Here is a 19,797-nt window from a genome sequence, read left to right on the forward strand (position 1 = left end):
TTTCTGAAAATTTTGCCAGAGACGCTCGAGACGTTTTTGCAAAGGCGCAACCCGCGATCGCCTCTACCAGGGCAATTGAAAAATTTCAGACAATTATTGCTTTTAGAAATGGCATAAGCCACTGAAAAATTTTCGCTACAATTTTTGCACGCCCACCCCAACTCTTTCCCGGCATCTTTGCTTGTTCGCCTATGCAGCTTTTGGAAGTTGTTCGCGTTGAATGGGATATCCTGCGGGATGTTCTCGAGTTAATGTTGCGCCTGGCACTGTTTTCTTTAGGGGCTGCGATCGCGCCTTTCATCGGGCGATCGTTCCCGCGCACCCTATGGCGTTTTTTACAGCTATTGCAGCGCTACGTAGAAATTGACGCAAAACACACCTACGAACAATTTGTCAAACCCTTCCAAAATTTAATCACCATCGCCGGTACATTTTTCTTCATTGCCCTTTCCCTGAACTGGCTGCTGCCCTACGAAGAGCTGTATAAATTCCTAGGGTTTTTCATTTACCTCGCCCTATCGGTTACCATGGCTTGGACAGCTTTAAAACTGGCTCGACAAATTATCCGTCGCACTGTCATTACCCTCGTGCAGCGTTGGTTTGGCGAAGTCAACGAAGTAGTGCTGATTTTTGAAACCCTCATCTACGTCGCCATTGTGTTGCTTGCCCTCATTGTCTTTGCTGTCGGATTGCAGGTAAACTTAGTGGCGTTGGTTGCTAGTTTGGGCATTAGCGGGGTTGCTGTTGCCTTCGCTGCCCAACAGACCCTCAGCCGGTTGTTTGGTACTTTAGAAATTTTCCTCGATCGCCCCTATCGCCCTGGCGAATACATTCGGGTAAATTTCAATCCCTATGCAGAAGATGCCTACGGTCGCATCGAATCCATCGGCTTGCGTTCTACGAAAATTCGTTTGGTGGCCAAAAATACCATTTCCATCGTACCCAATTCATTTATGGCCAGTGCCAACATTGAAAATATCAGCCGCGGCAATAAATTGATGGCGTTACTGTGTTTGGATTTTGAACGCATACTTTCTGAAGGGGAACAAGCCTTGGTCAAGCAAATTGTGGAAGAAGCCACCAAAATCTTTTGGGGATTCGATCGCGCCAGTACTAGAATTCAATTTTGCCCCACAGAAACCCAAAAACAAACCCGCGCCCGCATTATTCTGTTTATCTCCAGTGCCGACCAAAGTTCTCTGGGATTGCGCAAGCGTTTGCTAGAACTTGCCAACCACGCGATCGCGGATAAACTCGCTGCCTACGGTCTGCATTTTACCACCCCAGAACCTATGGTCTATATAGACTCGCCCATGTCTCTATAGTCAAGTTCGATCCTTTTTCCATACAATTTTTATTGTTTCCAATTTACGGGAGCGCACTATGAATCCCCAATCTCCTTCGCAACCCAGTTCCGAACCCAGCCAATCCGAATCATTTCCCGAACATCCCCCCGAGTTTCAACAGGAACTAGAACGATTGGAGGGAAGATTAGAACGCCTGCGTGGATTGGCACAAACTTTGGTGGGTGGTTTGGCGATCGCGCTGGTCATTTCTATTGGTATTTCTGGCTGGTTTGCCTATCGTTCTTTACTTCAAGAACGTCTCAACCGCCAACAAGCAGAAGAAGCCCAAAACCAATATTCAGAAATTCAAGAAGAACTCGATCGCTTGGAACAAGCACTTCAAAGCCAACAACGACAAGTCGAGCGTCTGAACGAAGAAATTCCGCCGGAACTGCAAACCCTTACCGATTCAGTCAATAGCAACCAACGCCAGTTGCAACTGCTACGCGAACGACTCTCGCAAATCGAAACCGAAGTTACTACATCCGCAGACACCGACGGTGAGGAAAATAACAACAATGAAAACAATTAACAAACAATCTAATACCAAATCCGACATGGAAAAACCACAATTTTTTGGTCGGGGCATCCCCCACTGTGGGTTCCTTTTGCAAGGGTAAGCACGGGGGCGCTACCCCTATGCTTCGGCAGGCTCAGCACAAGCATTTTTGTGGGTTTATGTACATCGGATTTAGTATAATCCCATTTCCTTAATAATATGCAAGAGATAATAGAAGCATTTTTGTAGGGGCGCAACGGGTTGCCCCCCTACTGAGTTTCGGCATGATTTTCGTCAAATGCTGCCTCTACCTGCTTTTGGAATCGAATAGGAAGCTCAATAATAAATTTTGTACCGCGATCGCTAGCCGAGATACATCTGAGATCGCCACCGTGTTTCTCGCAGACAATTTGATAGCTCACCGCCAGACCCAATCCCGTACCTTTGCCGACGGGTTTGGTGGTAAAGAACGGATCGAATAACTTGCTTTGCAAACTTTTGGGAATCCCCGGTCCGTTATCATCAATCTCAATAAAAATGCGATCGCGACCTGCTAGAAAACCATTTTCGTGAGCTTCTGCTTTTTGATAGCGGGTGGTAATGGTAATGCGACTGGGATCTTCTTGAATTTCTTGTGGTTGGCGTTTGGCATCGCGCTCTTGTAACACATCAATGGCATTGTTAATCACGTGCATAAATACTTGATTGAGCTGCTTGCCGTAACATTCTACCTTGGGGAGATCGCCGTATTGTTTTTCCACCTGAATCGCCGGGCGATCGCTGGTCGCTTCCAACCGGTGTTGCAAAATTGAAAGCGTACTATCCAACCCCGCATGAATATCAAACAGTTTCAATTCCGCCTCATCATGGCGCGAAAACGTACGCAAAGACTGTACGATATCCCAAATACGCTCCGAGCCAGCCTTCATAGAATCCAGCAAATTGGGCAAATCTTCCAAAACAAACGTCAGATCCACCTGATGGATTTTCTCTTGAATTGCCTCAGTAGGGTCGGGATATTCTTGTTGGTATGCATTTAGCAATGCCAGCAAGCTTTGTATGTAATCTTCTAAATAAGGAAGATTTCCATAAATCGCATTGATAGGATTGTTGATCTCGTGGGCAATCCCCGCTACCAATTGCCCTAAACTAGACATTTTTTCAGATTGAATCAGCTGAGCTTCCGTGCGTTGTAACTCATGTAGGGTTTTTTGGAGTTCACTAGTTTGTTGGCGTAAGCGCTCTTCGTTACGACGCAAAGCCGCTTCCGCCCGTTTGCGATCGGTGATATCCTGTTCTTCCACTAAAAAAGCATGTTCTCCCGTCACCGGGTCTCGAGTTAGCCGCGCCTCGATGCGATGCCAACGAACTCCCATCAGGGTCCACATTTGGGCTTCCGTTCGGAATAGTTCTCCCGAGTGCAAGCAATTGACCGCCTCCTGGGCAACCCGACGATTGACAAACCGCTGTTGGAACATCTCCGGTTCCGGTTGAATCAAAAAATTGCCGTAACAGTTAGTAGCAGCAGGATTTTGGGAAATTGGCGTACCATCAGTGGCATACAGGGAAATTAACACCGTGGTGTGGCGTAGGGCTTCGATAGCGCGCAAAGCATCGCGGTCTTGTGGTTGGGAAACCACTTGTCTGCCTTCTACCAACATAGCAAAATGCCCAGGCTGGATGGTCACTCCAGAACAGACACATTCCATAGTGACGCTTCTGCCTTGGGGATAAAAAGTCCACTGCTCCACCACAGTTTCTCCCTGGCGGAAGTATTCTAAGTACGTAGCCAGGCGAATGCGCGTGGTGTGGGAAGCATCGCTAAAATCGCGATTGAGTAAGTCTTGGTAGCTGGCAGCATCCCAAAGTTCCACAGCAGCTTGGTTCGCCCACCATATTTTCCAAGCGTGGGGATCGAAAATCCAAATGGGTGTATGCAACCTTGCTAGTAGGTTGAGTTGTGATGGGGTGATGGGGGATTCGCTAGGGGAAAGCACGATTGTTGGTCCTGGAAATAGCAACCAAAGGCAAAATGAGTGGTTGGTGGTAGGAGGCTTGCTTGTTGCTGGGTATGGATGGGTGCTGGGGCAACTCCAGTGATTTGGTTCGTCGTACAAACCAACTCGATCCTAGGCAACTATAGGAGTCCCTGCCTAATTCGGCAACCGCAAGAAAACGGACAAGTAGACTGGCATGATTTGACGAACATGTTATAATTCAGTATTTTTACATAGGTGGGCATTTCAGTAAATATACGGTGGCGTGATGAGGATTTCTGGATGGCGCGATCGCTTGGGCGGCGATCGCATCAATAGAAAGCTGGGAAAACTGGGGAAGGGACAAGCGTGCAATTGGTTATCTTCCATCCTCCCATGTTTGACGATCCCCCCAACGGAAATTCAAATTGCTGCTATAGATGCGCCGGTCAAGTTTATGTTAAATTATACAATAAGATAATAGCAGAAAAAAACAACAAGAATCGGATGCGCGATCGCTATCTTTAAATAATTTTTAAATTTTGGGTGAATTGGGAAAACCGTTCAAACCGGCACCAGGGAATCCTGGCAATTCCCCGGAACTAGGTAATTTGGAGTTTGGTTGTAACCGGAGAGTTGGCAAAGATACTCGTCAAAATACCAGCGTCGTTCTAGTTTCGTTCTAGTTTTGTTGTTGGCAGCAAATATATTTTGCCAACCATCCCAACTGAAGACAAACATTTTACCTGCCAAAAACTTGATTGCCGGCAGGGCAGCCTAAAATGCAGAAGCCTCTGCTAAAAAAATCAAAAGTAAACCATTCCCCACCCCATTGTCTTGAAGTCAAAGAGAACCATGAACGTATCGCTAACATCTTTTCCATTCCGATGATTGGATGTTCCTAAAATGGCAATATTTCTGTTTGTCCATTTTATAGTTATATAAAAATAAAACAATTCCAGCAAGGTCAAATCCCCGAATTGTCCATACATTGGTAGCAATTGGAAATTGATTTGGAGGGATGAGATGATGAACTATGCTGCTCCTCCTGCCAGTATTCAGAACTGGTTGCAAGAAACATTATCCACCTTACCAATTAATTTACAAGTTGAGTTTTGGAATTCCCAAAAACTGCTCATTCAAGGAAATAGAGATCGAACCGAACCAGCTTTAACCTTACGAATTTACCATCCAGGCGTTTTGCGCGCTTTGCTGTTGCAGCGAGATCCTTTGGTACTAGCAGAAGCCTACCTACAGGGATTTTGCGACTTTGTGGGGTCCATCGATGCCTTGTTGCTGTTTCGACAAAACTTACCCCAAGTTGCCCGCCAACCCATCCAAACTGTAAAAACTTGGCTGCAAGCCATTACCCTGCCACCGCTGCCATTTTCTAACAAAAACAACAATTTTTGGAACTTTTGGCAACCCCGCCACCGCCAGCAAGACTTGGAAGCAGTACAGCATCACTACGATTTGGGTAACGATTTTTATCGTCTTTGGCTCGATCCGCACATGGTATACTCCTGTGCCTATTTTCCCCACGAAAACGCCACCCTGCAAGAAGCGCAAGAAGCCAAACTCGATACCATCTGTCGCAAACTGCAACTGCAACCCGGCGAAACCTTGTTAGATATTGGTTGCGGTTGGGGATCGCTATTGCATTGGGCAGCAACGCGCTATGGTGTAAAAGCCTATGGCATCACCCTCAGCCAAAATCAAGTAGACTACAACCGCCAGTGGATTGCCAAACGGGGATTGCGCGATCGCATCCAAGTTGAATTGCGAGACTACCGGGATTTGCCAACAGAACCCACCTTCGACAAAATTGTTTCTGTGGGCATGGTAGAACACGTGGGCATGAAAAACTATCCTACCTACTTCCAAAGTGCTTTATCCTGCCTGCAACCGGGTGGCTTGTTCCTCAACCACGGTATTACCTGTACCCAAAAACCAAACCAATCCGAAGCCGGCGAACGATTTATTCACCGCTATATCTTTCCCAACGGTGAGTTGGCGCGTTTGTCTACCATCTTGACTGCTGCCGAAGATGCTGGCTGGGAAATTGTAGACGTAGATGCCTGGCGACCCCACTATGCCAAAACCCTGCGTCATTGGGCACATAATTTAGAACGGGTTCGCGATCGCGCTTTGGAACATATCGACCAACGCTGGTTGCAACTGTGGAAATTATATTTGCTAGGTTCGGCAGAAGGATTCGAGCGCAACTACATGGGCATTTCCCAAACCTTGCTGCGCCGTCAAGCCGATACCCAATGGAATCTACCCCTCACCCGGCGCAACTGGCTTGGTTAGATTGTCAAACAACAACTGCGTTCAAATCGCGATAAACTGAAGCAGATTGCCTTTAGCGATAGCCGGAACACACTTACCAGCAAAATCATGACCACACAGGTAAACGATTTGCAAGAGCAGTTGGAACAACTGCGCAGCAACGCCCAAAACGCGATCGCGCAATGTCAAAATCTCGACGATCTAGAATCTCTACGGGTCAACTATCTCGGCAAAAAAGGACAGCTCTCGCAAATATTGCGCAACCTGGGCAAATTAGGTCCGGAAGAACGTCCGAAAATTGGCGCGATCGCCAACGAAATCAAAGAAGCCATCCAAAACAGCCTACAGCAGCAGCGAGAAACCCTGCAAACCGCCCAAATCGAGGCACAACTGCAAGCCGAAGCCCTCGACGTCACCATGCCCGGGGTATATCGCCCCCAAGGCAAAATCCATCCCCTCAACGGCGTCATCGATCGCATTATCGATATTTTCGTGGGATTGGGTTATACCGTCGCCTCCGGTCCAGAAATCGAAACCGACTACTACAACTTTGAAGCCCTCAACACCCCAGAAGACCACCCCGCCAGGGATATGCAGGATACCTTTTATCTGCCAGGGAACAAACTCCTGCGTACCCACACTTCCTCCGTACAAATCCGCTATATGGAACGCCACCAACCCCCCATGCGCGTGGTTGCCCCCGGTAGGGTATATCGCCGCGACACGGTGGATGCCACCCACTCGGCGGTGTTCCATCAAGTGGAACTATTGGCAGTAGACGAAGGGCTGCGGTTTACCGACCTCAAAGGCACCATCCACGAATTTCTCCGGCAGATGTTTGGCGATTTGCCCCTGCGGTTTCGCCCCAGCTACTTCCCCTTCACCGAACCTTCGGCAGAGGTAGACATCCAGTGGCAGGGCGACTGGTTGGAAGTGCTAGGCTGCGGCATGGTTGACCCCAACGTATTGGAAACCGTCGGTTACGACTCGGAGAAATATACGGGATTTGCCCTGGGATTGGGGGTAGAACGGTTTGCCATGGTTTTGCACCAGTTAGATGATATCCGCCGTTTGTACAGCAGCGATTTGCGGTTTCTCAATCAGTTCTAGGCATGAATTTTTGGGAGGGTTACAATCGCATTGAAAAGAGTTTTCCAAAACCCTCCCATTTTTAAGAAGGAATTCTGGTTGCATGTTAGAAGAACAAAACGCGCCCCAACCCGCCAAACCCCAATACAATGGCGTTTTTATTTTAATTGCAATTAATTTAATTTTATTTGTGCTGGATGAAATTCTCCAAATTGGGCTGATGCGGAATTTATACCTCAATCACGCTCGCCCCCAATGGTATCAGTTCGTTACGTCTATGTTTTGCCATGCCAACTGGGCGCATATTTCGGGGAATCTCTTCTTTTTGTATATTTTTGGCAAGTTGGTGGAAGAGGAAGAGGGTTTGACGGGGATTTTGGGTAGCTATCTGATTTGCGGGTTGGGTGCCAATTTGGTGAGTTGGTGGTTGCAGCCGAATATTGTTTCGTTGGGGGCTTCGGGTGCGGTTTTTGGCTTGTTTACGGTTAGTATTTTGCTGAAATTAAGCTGGAACTGGCGCAATCTGCTAGAAATTTTGATTCTCGGTCAGTTTGTTCTGCAGCGGGTGTTGTTTGAAATTCAGAATTTGGGAGAGGGGGGCCAGATCAATCGTGTTGCCCACCTCAGCGGTGCTTTGGTGGGCGTGGTGTTGGTTTTGTTGTTGATGCGTTTTTCTAGTTCTTCCAAGCGTAACTAGGCTCGCTCGACATCAAACTATGATATGCGCTTCTCTAAATACTGCCCTACCATTTGCTGTTCGCCGGCGCGGGAAATAATGGTTTGCCGGGTGCGGTATTTGTGGGAAATTTGCTTGATTTCTTCTTCAAAGACTGAGCCTTGATATTCGGTTTTCAGGCATAAGGTATTGGGTTGCAGGAAATAGAAGGTGGCGGTGACGGGTTTGGAGGTAGCAAAACCGCGATCGCGATAGAGAATATTGCCCGCAGCGCCGAAAATGGTAGAACCGGAGGAAGCTTTGCGACCGGAAAGGGTATAGTTGCTCTCCCAAGCAATTTCTGCCCCACAAACCAATTCCTGAGGATTTTCCAGTTGGTGTAGTTGGGCAAGCTGTTGCAGTTGGGGGGCACCTGCTTCTAAAAACCGTACGGTAATTTTACTGGCTACCTCTTGCACTTGCCCATCTGGCAAAGTGTAGTAGCGTCGCTGGGAATACCATTGACCCTGGGATTGACGGAAAAAATCAGCAATCTGCTGTTCGTTGGCTCTCTTGGTGGATTGAACCGTTGCACTCATTTACAAAAAGCCTCGCGCTATCAACAGGGCAAAACGCAACCATCGTCCAGCCCTTTGCTTGAAATTGTAACATTACTTAATATTAAGCAACATTACTTATTTCCATGGGAAGCGATCGCTTTTCAAAATTCCGTAGTCAAATTTACCGCATGAATCGGGAGCTTGAAAGCCCTGACTTTTTACGCGCAGGGATGAAAAAGAACCCGTGCGGCGGTCGCCGCCGTTACAATCAAGTTGAGGTGCTAAAATCTAAAAAAGCAGGCGAAATTTTTTTAATCTATGTTCGTACATCATGTTGACTCTCAGCTACGAGTTTAAACTCAAATGCTTCGACCGGCTCAGCACAAGCCGACATGTCACCAGGCTCAAACGATGGAGTCGTGGTGGGAAATCTATCGGCAAGTTGGGAATAATGGGCTGAGAGAACGCCAAGATGGGGTCAAATCCCGAAAATCGCCTGTCAACACCTGTCGCCAAATTATACGAACATGTAACCAAATCTCGAAAAGACTTTTTCTTGAAGTGGGCTCACTATTTGTGTAACCAAGCTGACAGCATTTTTGCCGAGGCGTTGAATCTGAAAGCACTGGGGCGAAGTCGGTTAGCCAAATATTGTCTCGATACGGCTTGGGGCGAGTTTCTATGCTTCGGCGTAGCTCAGCACAAGTCCATTTTGTCTTGGGTCTGTTTGAAGCGTGGTAAATATGAAGCCTGCAGTAGAGGCCAAACAGACCAGTCAAATTTGTCCCCATTCTGGTGTCCATACGGGGAAAAAGCCGCTTTCTCAAAGAACCCATTCCTGCTCCCACTGCGGCAGGGGAACCCATCGAGACGTGGCAGCAGCACAAGTGGTTTGGAATCGAGCTGTCGCAAGTACGTCCACCACAGGGCGGAAAAATGCTCGTTGAGGGGAATGTTGCCGGGGATGGGTTACATAGCGAATCTCTTCACAGGCACACCCGATGAAGTGAGAATCTCATGAATTCTATTCGTGAGAGTGTCAACTCTGCACCCAATTGCCCAAATCCATTTTTTCCGAAGCGAGCGAGCCCTAACCACCAGCAAACCACCAACAAACAGGCGTATTTGGGTATAGAAAACCCCAACGCAAGTTTTTCAGTGTCGTTTTTCCTTTCCTGCGAGTAGATTTTCCCCGCCATTTCCAGCAACAGTAACGGCGCTGTTGGGCATCAATCCTGCTTTTTGACAGCTACAGGGAAATTTTTAGAAATATTTCAACTTATATCGCTATTTATTCCAAAAATTTTCAACTTTTGCCCAACAATCTTCATGGCCCCATTTTCAGCCCCTGGAACCGCCAATGTCAGCTATGACCAGCTTTTGACAGCGCGCCCCTATGCAAAAAACCAGCTGCCACCCCAAAAGCAACCACCGGAGACCATCGAGTTTTTGCGGTATAAAATACAACTTTAGATTTTTTTGTAAAAGTTAAATAAACCCGAAATTTTGGAGATGTTTTTGCATTTGTTTTTAGTATAGAGAGGGAAGAAAATCTCAGGAGGGCTGTTCGCAGCAATTTATGGATTCGTTACAAGTTCAAGTAACCAATTTAAGTCGAAAAGTAGACGCGCTCTACCAAATTACCGAGCAACTCTCACAGCAGATGTCGGAAATTTTGGCCGAGCGCCCGTCTCACCAACATGCAAGCGTACAAGCGACGCCAAACACGCAAATTTCCACCGTGGAAGAACCGGCTACCCAACAATCCGCCAGAAACAGTTCCACCCACCTATTCGATGAGTATAAAGACATCCTCCTAGAGGAAACCAGCGATTTAGAAGGTGGCTACCATCAAGGAGATCGTGCCATTACCCCAGAAATCCAAGTACAGCGTTTAACAGCTCAACTAACGGCAGCCTACAACCGCATTGCCGTTCTGGAAGAGCAGTTGCTCTCTTTGCGACATCATTCCTAATGCTGGCGGGAAAATCGTGCAGCTAGAGATTCGATCGCGTGTAGCAAATCCGATTGGTTCCATCCCCGATACAGATGGGCTGCTGCTGCACAACCGCCAGCCCCCATTCCCTCTTTTACATATCCCAACTCGTAAGCCCGCAGCTGCGGGTAAGCGGAACCAGCAAAACTCAGCTGGCTGGCGAGTAAAGGTACACCACCAAGCATTTGGGCCAGCCCCACCGTATCCGCACTGGCATCGGCTACCACCCAGCGTGTTGTGCCCACGACTACCTGTTCTGGTTCCCACTCTATATTCTCAACATCTGCGATCGCACTGGCTAACGCATACACGGCCAGCATTTGCGTGCCACCGGCTAACAACACGCCACTGGTGCGACTAGCCGCCAGTGCCATCCCTGCCACCGCAATTTGCATGGGATCGCCCACCGACGCCACAATCTCCCAAGGCGAACCCGCATCCAACGCCATCCCCCATTTTTCTTGGGCGGCTGCCAACCCCCGACGGACCACCATTTCTTTTTGACTGTGGTTGCAGGTGGGATGGCTGCTGTTGATTTTGCCGTAGGCTGCTTTCCCCAAAGCACTCAAAATTGCTAAAGCGGTGGTCGTACCGCCAACAACACACTCGCCAAGGAGCAAATAGCTATGTTGGGCGGCGAGTTTGCTTCCCCATTGCCATCCTTGGTGGAATAGATGGCGCACAGTTGACATTTCCATGGCTTGAGCGGTGGTGAGACAGCGAGCTGCTTTCCCATTGAGAGAAATATGGGGAACGGGTAGAGGTTGGGGCAAGCCTGCATCAAATAAGTACAACGGCAACGACAACTGTTCTACTACTGCCCGAGAGATCAATACCGGCGAGGCACCTGCTGCCAGGGGGGGTAGCGGAAACTGCGGTACTGGATTGGGACCGTGGTAAAGAAATTCCGCATCGGCAAGGGCTGTATATTTTCGATCTTCTGGGGTGGCACCGGCCGCGGAAATCCCTTCAATCAATCCCGTGTCGGTAAATCCCAAAACGCATGCAAAGGCAGGTTGCTTGTCTGCATAGCGATGCAGCCACTGTTGCCCTTGCGCCATGCTGGTATGAACTCGGATCGAATCAAAAAATTGGGCCATCTCAATTCCACTATAGAGCCAGGGATAAATTGTAAATTTCTCTCAAAAAGCCAGTTCTGGAAGCACGGTTGTCCAATGCGATCGCCAACAACTCTTAAAAATTTGTAATGAATTTTCTCAGCAAATCGGACTAACGTAGCGTAGTAGTAGGGGCAATAGCTTCCCCGACACCTGCCAAAGGGGGTTCGCCCTCCCCATAGCTTTTTGGATCAACCGTAGCTCGTCGTCCACCTATAAAGTAGAGAAATTTAACATGACTTGTAACCTAGCAGCTCAATTACGTGAAGGCACTAAGAAATCCCATACTATGGCAGAAAACGTGGGATTTGTCAAATGTTTCTTAAAAGGTGTCGTTGAAAAAAATTCCTATCGCAAGTTGGTGGCGAACCTGTATTTTGTCTACGCCGCCATGGAAGAAGAGTTCCAACGCCATCAAAATCATCCCATTGTCTCCCAAATTTACTATCCCGAACTCAACCGCAAAGAAAGCCTAGAAGAAGACTTAAGCTTCTACTACGGTTCCAATTGGCAAGAAGAGGTCAAACCTTCTAAAGCCGCCCAAGAATACATAGCCCGCATTCGGGAAGTTTCCCAGCAAGACCCGGAACTGCTCATTGCCCACGCCTATACCCGCTACCTAGGCGATCTGTCTGGGGGGCAAATTCTGAAGAAAATGGCCATGCGCGGTATGAATCTATCCGACGGTCAGGGCACGTCTTTCTATGAGTTTGACCAAATCGAAGATGAGAAGGCGTTTAAGGCGACCTACCGCAACGCGATGGATAGTTTGCCCTTCGACCAAAGTCAGGTAGACAAGGTGGTGGATGAAGCCAATTATGCCTTCAAACTGAATATGAATCTGTTTAAAGAATTGGAAGGCAATTTGGTGAAAGCCATCGGGCAAATGCTGTTCAATACCATTACCCGCCGCCGTTCCCGCGGCAGCACCGAATTTGCTACTGCTGAGTAGTTCCCTTTAGTAAAAACGCTTGCACTGAAAGACGGGAGCTTGAAAGCCCTGCCTCTTTTCCCACAGGGAGGAAAAGCGACCTGTGCGGCGATCGCCGCCGTCAAAAATGTGCTACAATAACATTCGTCGCGAATCCATCTAGGCACACCCAAGGGAGGGGGAGGGGGAATCTCATGAATGGAATTCGTGAGAGGGTCAATGCTACCATCTAAGTAATGAAAGGCCACGCAACCGCTACGGATTGCGTGGCAAATTGTATTATCTCTTGCTCGTTATGACTTCTTCGGCGATCGCTTCCCCAACGCCAACCAACTATCCCGTGGTGGAAACCTTTGCCTCTATCCAAGGGGAGGGAGCATTTAGTGGTACCAGCGCCTTTTTTATTCGTTTGGGCGGCTGTGATGTGGGTTGTTGGTTTTGCGATACCAAAGAATCTTGGAATCCCAAACGCCACCCGCAGATGGCTGCTGGAGATTTGGTACGAGATGCGGTGGCGGCAAAACCGGCGATTGTGGTGGTGACGGGTGGGGAACCGCTGATGCACGATCTGTTGCCACTGACCCATTCGTTGCGCCAAGCCGGATTGCCGGTGCATTTGGAAACATCCGGTGCCCATCCCTTTACTGGGAGTTTTGATTGGGTAACGCTCTCGCCGAAACGGTTTAAACCGCCAGTTGGGGAAATTTATCCCCACGTCAGCGAATTGAAAGTGGTGGTTGCCGGTTGTGAAGATTTAGAATGGGCCGAACAAGAAGCAGCGAAAGTTAATAAATCGACTCGTTTGTATTTGCAGCCGGAATGGGAAACGTCTGGGAGCGAACAGTTGGTGTTTGATTATGTATTAGAGCATCCCCAATGGCGGGTAAGCCTGCAAATCCATAAATTTTTGCAAGTGCGATGAAACCACGTGCGGTTGTTTTACTTTCTGGCGGATTGGATTCGGCGACTTCGGCGGCTCAAGCGATCGCCGATGGGTATGAAGCGATCGCGCTGTCTTTTCGCTACGGTCAGCGCCACGAACGAGAACTGGAAGCTGCCAACACCATCGCCCAGCATTTGGGGATGGAAAAACATTATACGGTGGATGTGCCCATCGGTCAGTGGGGCGGTTCTTCCCTCACCGAAGCCAACCAGGAGATTCCCACCGAAGGGGTCAATCCCAACGCCATTCCTTCGACTTATGTTCCTGGGCGCAATACGGTGTTTATCGCGATCGCCCTTTCCCTCGCCGAAGCCGTTGCCGCCGAGACTATTTATTTAGGTATCAACGCCATCGATTATTCTGGCTATCCTGATTGTCGCCCTGAATATCTAGAAGCCATGCAAAAAGTAGCGGGGCTATCTTCTAAAGTCGGGGTAGAAGGCAAACCACCTAAATTGGTCGCGCCGTTGGTACGGGATAGCAAAGCCGATATTGTGCGCCGCGCCCTGCAATTGGGAGTTCCCATCGCCGAAACTTGGTCTTGCTATCAAGGGGGAGAACAACCCTGTGGCGTGTGCGATTCCTGTCGCCTGCGCGATCGCGCTTTAATCGAAGCTGGCGTTGAAGAGTTGGCAACGCCTACGGGAAGACAGTTATATGCCGAACCAGGATAGCTGGACCCTCCTGCACGCACAAATCCACCAAACGTTACGAGAAAAACAGTTATTGCCCCGCCGCCAGAGCGTTTTGATAGCGGTTTCTGGCGGTCAAGATTCCCTATGTTTGGCGAAGTTGCTGTGGGATTTGCAACCGAAATGGGAATGGCAGTTGGGAATTGCCCACTGCGACCACCGCTGGCATACAGATGCGGGAATGGCGGAACATGTGGAAGCGATCGCCAATCAGTGGCAGTTGCCTTTTTATATCAAAGTAGCCCCAACGGGGGGCAGCCACACCATCAATCTCCAGAGCGAAGCGGCAGCGAGAAAATGGCGTTACCAAGCGCTAACGGAAATGGCGATCGAGGTGGGTTATGGTTATTTGGTGGTGGCTCATACCCTCAGCGATCGCGCCGAAACGCTGCTGTACAATTTAATGCGGGGAGCAGGTGCCGATGGATTGCAGGCGCTCACCTGGCAGCGGTTTTTACAACCAAACCTACAATTGGTGCGTCCTTTGTTGGAGATTTCTCGCCAACAAACAGGAGACTTCTGCCGCCAGATGGGGTTGCCGGTTTGGGAAGACCCGCAAAACGAAAATTGGCAGTACGCTCGCCCGCGCATTCGCCACCAGTTACTGCCCTATTTGCAAACCCATTTCAATCCCAAGGTGGAACAATCCCTGGCACAAACCGCAGAATTGCTACGTGCGGATGTGGCGTATTTAGAAACCGCCGCCCGAGATTTGCGCCAGCGCGCCCTATACCAGCACAATACCTTCGACCGCCAGATTTTACAAAAAGCTCCTTTGGCGCTCCAACGGCGTGCTTTGCGTCAATTCTTACAAGATATGCTGCCCCACACCCCTCGTTTCGAGCATGTGGAGAAGCTGGTGGCTTTAATTAATGCTCCCAACCGTTCCCGTACCGATCCTTTTCCTGGAGGTGCGATCGCAGAAGTTTCTGGCAATTGGATTTTGTGGCAAGAAGCACAGTGAGGAGTGTACCGAGCTTACCGAGCGTGGGAGATCCAATTGGTTGTTCGATCCGACGCTCCGACGCTCCCATCCTCTCTAAAATCTAATTCCCCAAATCTTGCACGGTTCGCTGCAACTCTGCAATTGACTGCAACTGATAGTCTCCCGTTTCCTGAACTTGGTTCAAAGCGCGAATGGCACTTTCTAGTTGGGAACGGAGTTGGTTGAGGGCGTCTTGTATGGGTTGTAGGATTTCGCGATATAGGTTGACGCGACCCCAAATTTGGGCAACGGCGATGCTTTGTTCGTGCCACTGCTGGCGCATTTGGTCCAGTTCGTTTTGGAGTTCTTGATGCTCTTGTTCTTGATGGGCGATCGCGTCTTCAGCTTGTTGGATGCCGGAGCGCATATTTTCTACTTCTGCTTCCAAATTTTTGGATTCTTGCTCTTGTTCCTGACGCTGTTCGTCAAGGCGTCGCAAAATGGGACCCAAGTCGATTTTCTTTTCCACCGGCTTCATGTCGGGATTGCCCAGCCGTCGCCACAGAACTTCTTGGTGTTGGGCTAAAATTTCCTGTCTTTCCCGCAAATTGCGACGCTGACCGACTAGGGTTTCGTTGAGCATTTGGTAGTGGTCTTGTTCGTCGGCGAGTTCGGTTTCGAGGCGATCGCGTTCGTCGTTGCTGCCAGCTTGTTCTAGCTGCTGTTGGAGCTGGGAAATGGTGTCTCGTTCCAGATTTAATTCCTCTTCCTGGTCGTTGACAAACCGTGACATGCGTTCCAACTCTTGCTGCAACTGCTGTACTTTGCCTTGGATTTCCTCCAAAGACATATTTTCCAGCTCCGCCATATCCACCCGTTCGCTAATATTGACTTCGTCGGTGGTTTCTACGAGTTGGAAAATTTGCTGGTATAGTTCTTCTTGATTGCGCAGCTGGTTGGCAGCGCTTTGAGCGTATTCCTGTTTGATATGTAGGGTTTCGCGCTGTACTCGCAGGGCACTGCGGGCATTTTCTAAGGAATCTTGGGATTGGCGTAGCTCTTCTACTTTTTTGTCAATTTCCCCTTGCAAGCGATCGACTTCTGCCTGTTGCTGTTCGGCTTGAGCTTGTTGGTTTTCCAGGTCTTGCCAGTAGCCGTCGAGAAGGGATTGGTGGCTGTCAACCCCATTGAGGGCTTCGTTCACCGCTTCGCGTACCGTGTCGGTGGGGGCAACCGCGCCGGAGATTTGATTGAGTAGCTCTTGGATGCGCTGGACTTGTTCGCTATTTAACGACGATGCCTGTTGCAGGTGCTGTTGTTGTTCTTGCAGCTGGCGTTTTTCGGCTTCAATGCGTTTGGCGGCTTCGTCGAGTTCTTTTTGTCGCCTTTGGGCTTCTTCCTGGAGTTGCTGGGCCTGTTGCTGGGCGTTTTCAATTTCTTGGCGCTGTGCCTGTAGTTGCTCTACCTCCTGCTGCATTTGCTCCAGTTCTTCCCGCCGCGCTTCCATTTCGGCTTCGCGACGGTTGAGTTCCTGGCTTTGGAAGGTGAGCGACTGTTTCCACTGCTCGATTTCTTCTTCTTGGTTTTTATATTTTTCTTGGAGGCGGGAGAAATTTTGGAGGATGCTGACCAATCCCCGCCCGGCTTCTTGGGGGGGTTTTTTGATGCGATCGTTACTATCTAGCTCGACTAGAACCAGCGCTCCCGAGTTGAATCCGTTTGCTTCCTCTGCTGGTATGGGATTTTTGTTGACTGCATTCCAGCTTTGCTCGCCACGCTGACAAGCAAGAAGCTTTAACTGGGCTTTACCGCCAAAAACGCCCTTACTTTTCTGTACTTCCGCTAGATACAACACGCCTAATATTCCTCGCCTGTGACGTTCTTTATGGTGGGGATTGTCCCATTTGTCGGTAAGCGGACTAGCGTCCCTTGTCAACCAAGTTGTCAAGTGCAGCTATTTTTGGTGCCCCCCTAGCCACCTCCAAGCCAAATTCCTGAGAGAGGAACCACTGGGTGTGTTGGCTTCTACTTGCGATTGTTAGCGGGAATCGAAACAGACAACAAGGGCACGGGGGCTCGTCAGATGGCCCAAACTCCCTGCTTGGTTGGATAGGGGAGGCGCGGATGCCAATCGAGACTCTGGCTGTGGCGATCGCGGGGGAGCGATCCGAGAGAGTCGTTTCTACTTTATCCACCCATTCAGTATAGTCAATCTTGAGCGCGATCGTCATGGATGTGGGCACACCCAATGTCTGAGCAGGCAGGGATAGCCAGTGGGAGGGACGCCCACGTACTGGTTCGGCATCCTAGTTTATTGTTCCACAATTTGGGAATGGCTATCGCAGCAAAATACTAGAAATTGTTGGTTTGCCGATCGCAGCGAAGACGATGGCTGCTTGCCACAGAGGTCTCAGTCATGGTAAGATGATCGATTGTGTTATTAAAGTACGCTTGACCATGCCAAAAACCAAAGTAAAGACTCGCAAAGCTGCTGCCAAGCGTTTTCGAGCCACTGGAAGTGGTAAAATCGTACGTCGCAAAGCGTTCAAAAGCCACTTGCTCAAGCACAAAAAATCCGTACGCAAGCGTCGTTTGTCCAAGCCGGCCTTGGTCCACAAAACCGATGAGGACAACGTACGGAAAATGATGCCGTATCTATAGGGCGCTTGCGGCACCAGTTCACGTGCACAAAGCATTGAAATTTTAGGATGGGATCAACCATGACCAGAGTAAAACGCGGCAACGTAGCTCGCAAACGCCGCAAAAAGATTCTCAAACTCGCCAAAGGATTTCGCGGCGGCAACTCGAAGCTATTTCGCACCGCCAACCAGCGCGTCATGCGGGCGCTGTCTTATGCCTATGCCGACCGGCGTCGGCGCAAGCGCAATTTCCGTCGCTTGTGGATTACCCGCATCAATGCGGCCGCCAGGCAAAATGGTATGAGTTACAGCCGCCTCGTAGATGGCTTGCGCAAAGCCAATATCCAGCTCAACCGGAAAATGCTGGCACAGATGGCGGTCATGGATCCGGAAAGCTTCCGCCAAGTGGTGCAAGTCGCCAGCCAAAGCAAATAAGGGAACCTGCGAAGGTGTTGACCGGGCGCGCGAAATTGGGACATCAAAAAATCGGGGTAGGAGTGTTCCTATCCCGAGTTGTTTTTCCCCGTGGGGGCATTGCCATCGTTCAGATGGCGATCGCGTTGGTGGTGGGCATCGGCGATGGCAGGCATGGGGTAGAAGCAGCAGAATGGAAAGAGATCCAAAAGCGGGGATATTTAATTGTCGCGGTCAAAGAGAATCTCCGGCCGTTGGGATTTCGTAACGCCCAAGGGGAATTGCAAGGATTTGAAATCGATATTGCCAAACGGCTAGCCGAGCGATTGTTGGGGAGTGCCGAAGCAGTGCGGTGGTTACCTGTAAGCAACCAACAGCGGTTGGCTGTGGTTTTGCGCGGTGAAGCCGACATGGCGATCGCCCACGTAACCGCTACAGAAATGCGATCGCGGGTGGTGAGCTTCAGCCTCCCCTATTACGTAGACGGTGCCGCAGCAGTAGTCAAAGACCCCACCATAGACAGCTGGCAAGAACTATCAGAAGCCACCATTGGCGTTTTAGCGGGTTCGAGTACCGCAGCGACAGTGAAATATTTTTATCCCGAGGTGACGCTAAAAAAAGTAGATTCCTACCAAGCCGGGCGATCGCTGTTGGTAGCCGGACAAGCCGATGCGTTCGCCGCCGATATGAGCATTTTGGCAGGCTGGGCACAAACCGACCCCCAGGTAAGTCTGCTATCACAACGCCTATCCGCCCAACCCATTGCCGTGGTGATACCCAAAGGATTGCAGTATCAACCCTTACGCCAACAGATCGATCGAGCCATTCGCGAATGGTGGGAAAGTGGCTGGCTGCGTTCGCGCGCCCAACACTGGCAAGTGCCTTTTAGCGACTGGCGCAAATTGTGGGAAGATCGACTAAGATAACAGCCACACACCGGTTGTTTTGCATTTCTTATCGCAGCAGTTTGTTTTTAAATTATCTGACGGTGGAATATCTATGCTGGACAGCAATCTGTTAGCCATTATGTACTTGGTGTTGCTGCTTGTTTTCCTTTCTGTATCGGGTTGGTTTATCGTACGGCAAATTTTGCGCACCCGACGCAAAGAAAGCAACCTCGCCCAACTGCAAAAGAAAGTGAAAAACGGCGAAGCCACAGCAGCAGAACGCTACGCCCTAGGCAGTATTTTTTTAGAGAAAAAACTGTATTCGCAAGCGATCGAGCAATTTCAGAAAACCCTCAAATCCAAAGACCTAGAAGCAGGGGCCGATACCGCCGCGGTGTGCAACGCCTTGGGATTTGCCTACGCCGCCACCGAACAATACGACCTTGCCATTCGCCAATACAAAGAAGCGCTCCAACAGTATCCCGAATACGTGACCGCGTTGAACAATCTGGGATTTGCCTACGAACGCAAGCAGCTCACAGCCCAAGCTTTGGCTTGCTACGACCAAGCCTTAGAGTACGACCCCAACAACGCCACTGCCAAAAAACGGGTAGAACCATTGCGCAAACTAGTCAGTCCATCCAACTAATCTCATTTCTAAAAAACCGTGATTTTCTGAAACTCACCAATAGCTGTGGTAGGGGTGTTTTGCAAAGCGCCCCTGCAAAAATTGGGACAACGTAGTCCCTATAGACTAACCCAATCACTGGACAAAAATCGACATTCGTGTTGATTGCGTTCGGTTCGTCCAGCCTTGGTCTCGTAGCAGACTCCG

General features: G+C 49.5%; 21 protein-coding genes. 16 read left to right on the top strand and 5 right to left on the bottom strand.

What is annotated here, in order from left to right; all coding sequences use genetic code 11:
* The first annotated feature begins 191 nt into the window (after positions 1–191).
* The gene (locus AS151_RS18065; RefSeq protein ID WP_071518467.1) at positions 192–1,325 is read left to right on the top strand and encodes a mechanosensitive ion channel domain-containing protein; all 1,134 of its coding nucleotides are present in this window, start codon (positions 192–194) and stop codon (positions 1,323–1,325) included.
* A 58-nt stretch (positions 1,326–1,383) separates the two neighbouring features.
* A complete protein-coding gene (locus AS151_RS18070) occupies positions 1,384–1,878 on the top strand; it encodes a uroporphyrinogen-III C-methyltransferase (RefSeq protein WP_071518468.1) in 495 nt (164 codons plus the stop codon).
* Positions 1,879–2,114: 236 nt separating this feature from the next.
* On the opposite strand, the gene AS151_RS18075 is transcribed toward AS151_RS18070, so the two are convergent.
* Positions 2,115–3,842: an ATP-binding protein gene (locus AS151_RS18075; protein WP_139240757.1), complete on the bottom strand. Its 1,728-nt coding sequence runs from the start codon at positions 3,840–3,842 to the stop codon at positions 2,115–2,117.
* A gap of 246 nt (positions 3,843–4,088) precedes the next feature.
* The gene (locus AS151_RS23155; RefSeq protein ID WP_275528005.1) at positions 4,089–4,211 is read right to left on the bottom strand and encodes a hypothetical protein; all 123 of its coding nucleotides are present in this window, start codon (positions 4,209–4,211) and stop codon (positions 4,089–4,091) included.
* 636 nt (positions 4,212–4,847) lie between these two features.
* On the opposite strand from AS151_RS23155, the gene AS151_RS18085 reads away from it, so the two are divergent.
* The 3 genes from AS151_RS18085 to AS151_RS18095 all read left to right on the top strand — a co-directional run bounded on the left by AS151_RS18085 (position 4,848) and on the right by AS151_RS18095 (position 7,899).
* Positions 4,848–6,134, top strand: a complete 1,287-nt coding sequence (locus AS151_RS18085; protein WP_084639724.1) for a class I SAM-dependent methyltransferase — start codon at positions 4,848–4,850, stop codon at positions 6,132–6,134.
* An 87-nt stretch (positions 6,135–6,221) separates the two neighbouring features.
* Entirely contained in the window at positions 6,222–7,223 is a 1,002-nt protein-coding gene (gene pheS, locus AS151_RS18090; protein WP_071518472.1) for a phenylalanine--tRNA ligase subunit alpha, read from the top strand.
* A gap of 82 nt (positions 7,224–7,305) precedes the next feature.
* Positions 7,306–7,899: a rhomboid family intramembrane serine protease gene (locus AS151_RS18095; RefSeq protein WP_071518473.1), complete on the top strand. Its 594-nt coding sequence runs from the start codon at positions 7,306–7,308 to the stop codon at positions 7,897–7,899.
* A 17-nt stretch (positions 7,900–7,916) separates the two neighbouring features.
* Here the strand turns inward: AS151_RS18095 and AS151_RS18100 are convergent, their stop codons facing one another.
* The gene (locus AS151_RS18100) at positions 7,917–8,456 is read right to left on the bottom strand and encodes a phycobiliprotein lyase (RefSeq protein WP_071518474.1); all 540 of its coding nucleotides are present in this window, start codon (positions 8,454–8,456) and stop codon (positions 7,917–7,919) included.
* 104 nt (positions 8,457–8,560) lie between these two features.
* Between AS151_RS18100 and AS151_RS21685 the strand changes: the two genes are divergently transcribed.
* The 3 genes from AS151_RS21685 to AS151_RS18105 all read left to right on the top strand — a co-directional run bounded on the left by AS151_RS21685 (position 8,561) and on the right by AS151_RS18105 (position 10,392).
* Positions 8,561–8,755, top strand: a complete 195-nt coding sequence (locus tag AS151_RS21685; RefSeq protein ID WP_139240759.1) for a hypothetical protein — start codon at positions 8,561–8,563, stop codon at positions 8,753–8,755.
* 405 nt (positions 8,756–9,160) lie between these two features.
* Positions 9,161–9,364: a zinc ribbon domain-containing protein gene (locus AS151_RS20990; RefSeq protein ID WP_084639726.1), complete on the top strand. Its 204-nt coding sequence runs from the start codon at positions 9,161–9,163 to the stop codon at positions 9,362–9,364.
* A 632-nt stretch (positions 9,365–9,996) separates the two neighbouring features.
* Positions 9,997–10,392, top strand: coding sequence for a hypothetical protein (locus AS151_RS18105; protein WP_071518475.1), 396 nt, complete (start codon positions 9,997–9,999; stop codon positions 10,390–10,392).
* Here the strand turns inward: AS151_RS18105 and cobT are convergent.
* The gene (gene cobT, locus AS151_RS18110; protein WP_071518476.1) at positions 10,389–11,513 is read right to left on the bottom strand and encodes a nicotinate mononucleotide-dependent phosphoribosyltransferase CobT; all 1,125 of its coding nucleotides are present in this window, start codon (positions 11,511–11,513) and stop codon (positions 10,389–10,391) included. The genes AS151_RS18105 and cobT overlap by 4 nt on opposite strands.
* A 253-nt stretch (positions 11,514–11,766) precedes the next feature.
* Between cobT and AS151_RS18115 the strand changes: the two genes are divergently transcribed.
* The 4 genes from AS151_RS18115 (at position 11,767) to tilS (ending at position 15,061) form a co-directional block, all read left to right on the top strand.
* Positions 11,767–12,483, top strand: coding sequence for a heme oxygenase (biliverdin-producing) (locus AS151_RS18115; protein ID WP_071518477.1), 717 nt, complete (start codon positions 11,767–11,769; stop codon positions 12,481–12,483).
* 274 nt (positions 12,484–12,757) lie between these two features.
* Positions 12,758–13,384 (top strand): 7-carboxy-7-deazaguanine synthase QueE, encoded by a 627-nt coding sequence (locus tag AS151_RS18120; RefSeq protein WP_071518478.1) that lies wholly within the window; start codon positions 12,758–12,760, stop codon positions 13,382–13,384.
* On the top strand, positions 13,381–14,079 hold the full coding sequence (gene queC, locus AS151_RS18125) for a 7-cyano-7-deazaguanine synthase QueC (RefSeq protein WP_071518479.1): 699 nt from the start codon (positions 13,381–13,383) through the stop codon (positions 14,077–14,079). Before AS151_RS18120 ends, queC begins: the two co-directional genes overlap by 4 nt.
* A complete protein-coding gene (tilS, locus tag AS151_RS18130; RefSeq protein ID WP_071518480.1) occupies positions 14,063–15,061 on the top strand; it encodes a tRNA lysidine(34) synthetase TilS in 999 nt (332 codons plus the stop codon). The genes queC and tilS overlap by 17 nt, the downstream gene beginning before the upstream one ends.
* Before the next feature lie 82 nt (positions 15,062–15,143).
* Here the strand turns inward: tilS and hmpF are convergent, their stop codons facing one another.
* Entirely contained in the window at positions 15,144–16,958 is a 1,815-nt protein-coding gene (gene hmpF, locus AS151_RS18135; protein WP_343327440.1) for a pilus motility taxis protein HmpF, read from the bottom strand.
* Positions 16,959–17,479: 521 nt separating this feature from the next.
* Here hmpF and rpmI point away from each other — a divergent pair.
* The 4 genes from rpmI to AS151_RS18155 all read left to right on the top strand — a co-directional run bounded on the left by rpmI (position 17,480) and on the right by AS151_RS18155 (position 19,611).
* Positions 17,480–17,683, top strand: coding sequence for a 50S ribosomal protein L35 (gene rpmI / locus AS151_RS18140; protein WP_071518484.1), 204 nt, complete (start codon positions 17,480–17,482; stop codon positions 17,681–17,683).
* Between the two features lie 59 nt (positions 17,684–17,742).
* Complete coding sequence (gene rplT, locus AS151_RS18145; RefSeq protein WP_071518482.1) at positions 17,743–18,096, top strand: 50S ribosomal protein L20; 354 nt, start codon at positions 17,743–17,745, stop codon at positions 18,094–18,096.
* A gap of 14 nt (positions 18,097–18,110) precedes the next feature.
* A complete protein-coding gene (locus AS151_RS18150; RefSeq protein WP_211517642.1) occupies positions 18,111–19,001 on the top strand; it encodes a transporter substrate-binding domain-containing protein in 891 nt (296 codons plus the stop codon).
* Between the two features lie 76 nt (positions 19,002–19,077).
* Positions 19,078–19,611: a tetratricopeptide repeat protein gene (locus AS151_RS18155; RefSeq protein ID WP_071518486.1), complete on the top strand. Its 534-nt coding sequence runs from the start codon at positions 19,078–19,080 to the stop codon at positions 19,609–19,611.
* Positions 19,612–19,797 lie beyond the last annotated feature (186 nt).

The organism is Geitlerinema sp. PCC 9228, assembly GCF_001870905.1.
In the GTDB taxonomy this organism is placed as follows: Bacteria; Cyanobacteriota; Cyanobacteriia; order Cyanobacteriales; family PCC-9228; genus PCC-9228.

Excerpts from the sequence above, each read along its gene's own strand:
- AS151_RS18120 (WP_071518478.1), top strand. The coding sequence starts at position 12,758 with ATGACTTCTTCGGCGATCGCTTCCCCAACGCCAACCAACTATCCCGTG.
- AS151_RS20990 (WP_084639726.1), top strand. The coding sequence starts at position 9,161 with ATGAAGCCTGCAGTAGAGGCCAAACAGACCAGTCAAATTTGTCCCCAT.
- AS151_RS18085 (WP_084639724.1), top strand. The coding sequence starts at position 4,848 with ATGATGAACTATGCTGCTCCTCCTGCCAGTATTCAGAACTGGTTGCAA.
- AS151_RS18070 (WP_071518468.1), top strand. The coding sequence starts at position 1,384 with ATGAATCCCCAATCTCCTTCGCAACCCAGTTCCGAACCCAGCCAATCC.
- rpmI (WP_071518484.1), top strand. The coding sequence starts at position 17,480 with ATGCCAAAAACCAAAGTAAAGACTCGCAAAGCTGCTGCCAAGCGTTTT.
- rplT (WP_071518482.1), top strand. The coding sequence starts at position 17,743 with ATGACCAGAGTAAAACGCGGCAACGTAGCTCGCAAACGCCGCAAAAAG.
- AS151_RS18065 (WP_071518467.1), top strand. The coding sequence starts at position 192 with ATGCAGCTTTTGGAAGTTGTTCGCGTTGAATGGGATATCCTGCGGGAT.
- tilS (WP_071518480.1), top strand. The coding sequence starts at position 14,063 with ATGCCGAACCAGGATAGCTGGACCCTCCTGCACGCACAAATCCACCAA.
- AS151_RS18095 (WP_071518473.1), top strand. The coding sequence starts at position 7,306 with ATGTTAGAAGAACAAAACGCGCCCCAACCCGCCAAACCCCAATACAAT.
- cobT (WP_071518476.1), bottom strand. The coding sequence starts at position 11,513 with ATGGCCCAATTTTTTGATTCGATCCGAGTTCATACCAGCATGGCGCAA.
- AS151_RS18100 (WP_071518474.1), bottom strand. The coding sequence starts at position 8,456 with ATGAGTGCAACGGTTCAATCCACCAAGAGAGCCAACGAACAGCAGATT.
- AS151_RS21685 (WP_139240759.1), top strand. The coding sequence starts at position 8,561 with ATGGGAAGCGATCGCTTTTCAAAATTCCGTAGTCAAATTTACCGCATG.
- AS151_RS18105 (WP_071518475.1), top strand. The coding sequence starts at position 9,997 with ATGGATTCGTTACAAGTTCAAGTAACCAATTTAAGTCGAAAAGTAGAC.
- AS151_RS18115 (WP_071518477.1), top strand. The coding sequence starts at position 11,767 with ATGACTTGTAACCTAGCAGCTCAATTACGTGAAGGCACTAAGAAATCC.
- pheS (WP_071518472.1), top strand. The coding sequence starts at position 6,222 with ATGACCACACAGGTAAACGATTTGCAAGAGCAGTTGGAACAACTGCGC.
- queC (WP_071518479.1), top strand. The coding sequence starts at position 13,381 with ATGAAACCACGTGCGGTTGTTTTACTTTCTGGCGGATTGGATTCGGCG.
- AS151_RS23155 (WP_275528005.1), bottom strand. The coding sequence starts at position 4,211 with ATGGAAGATAACCAATTGCACGCTTGTCCCTTCCCCAGTTTTCCCAGC.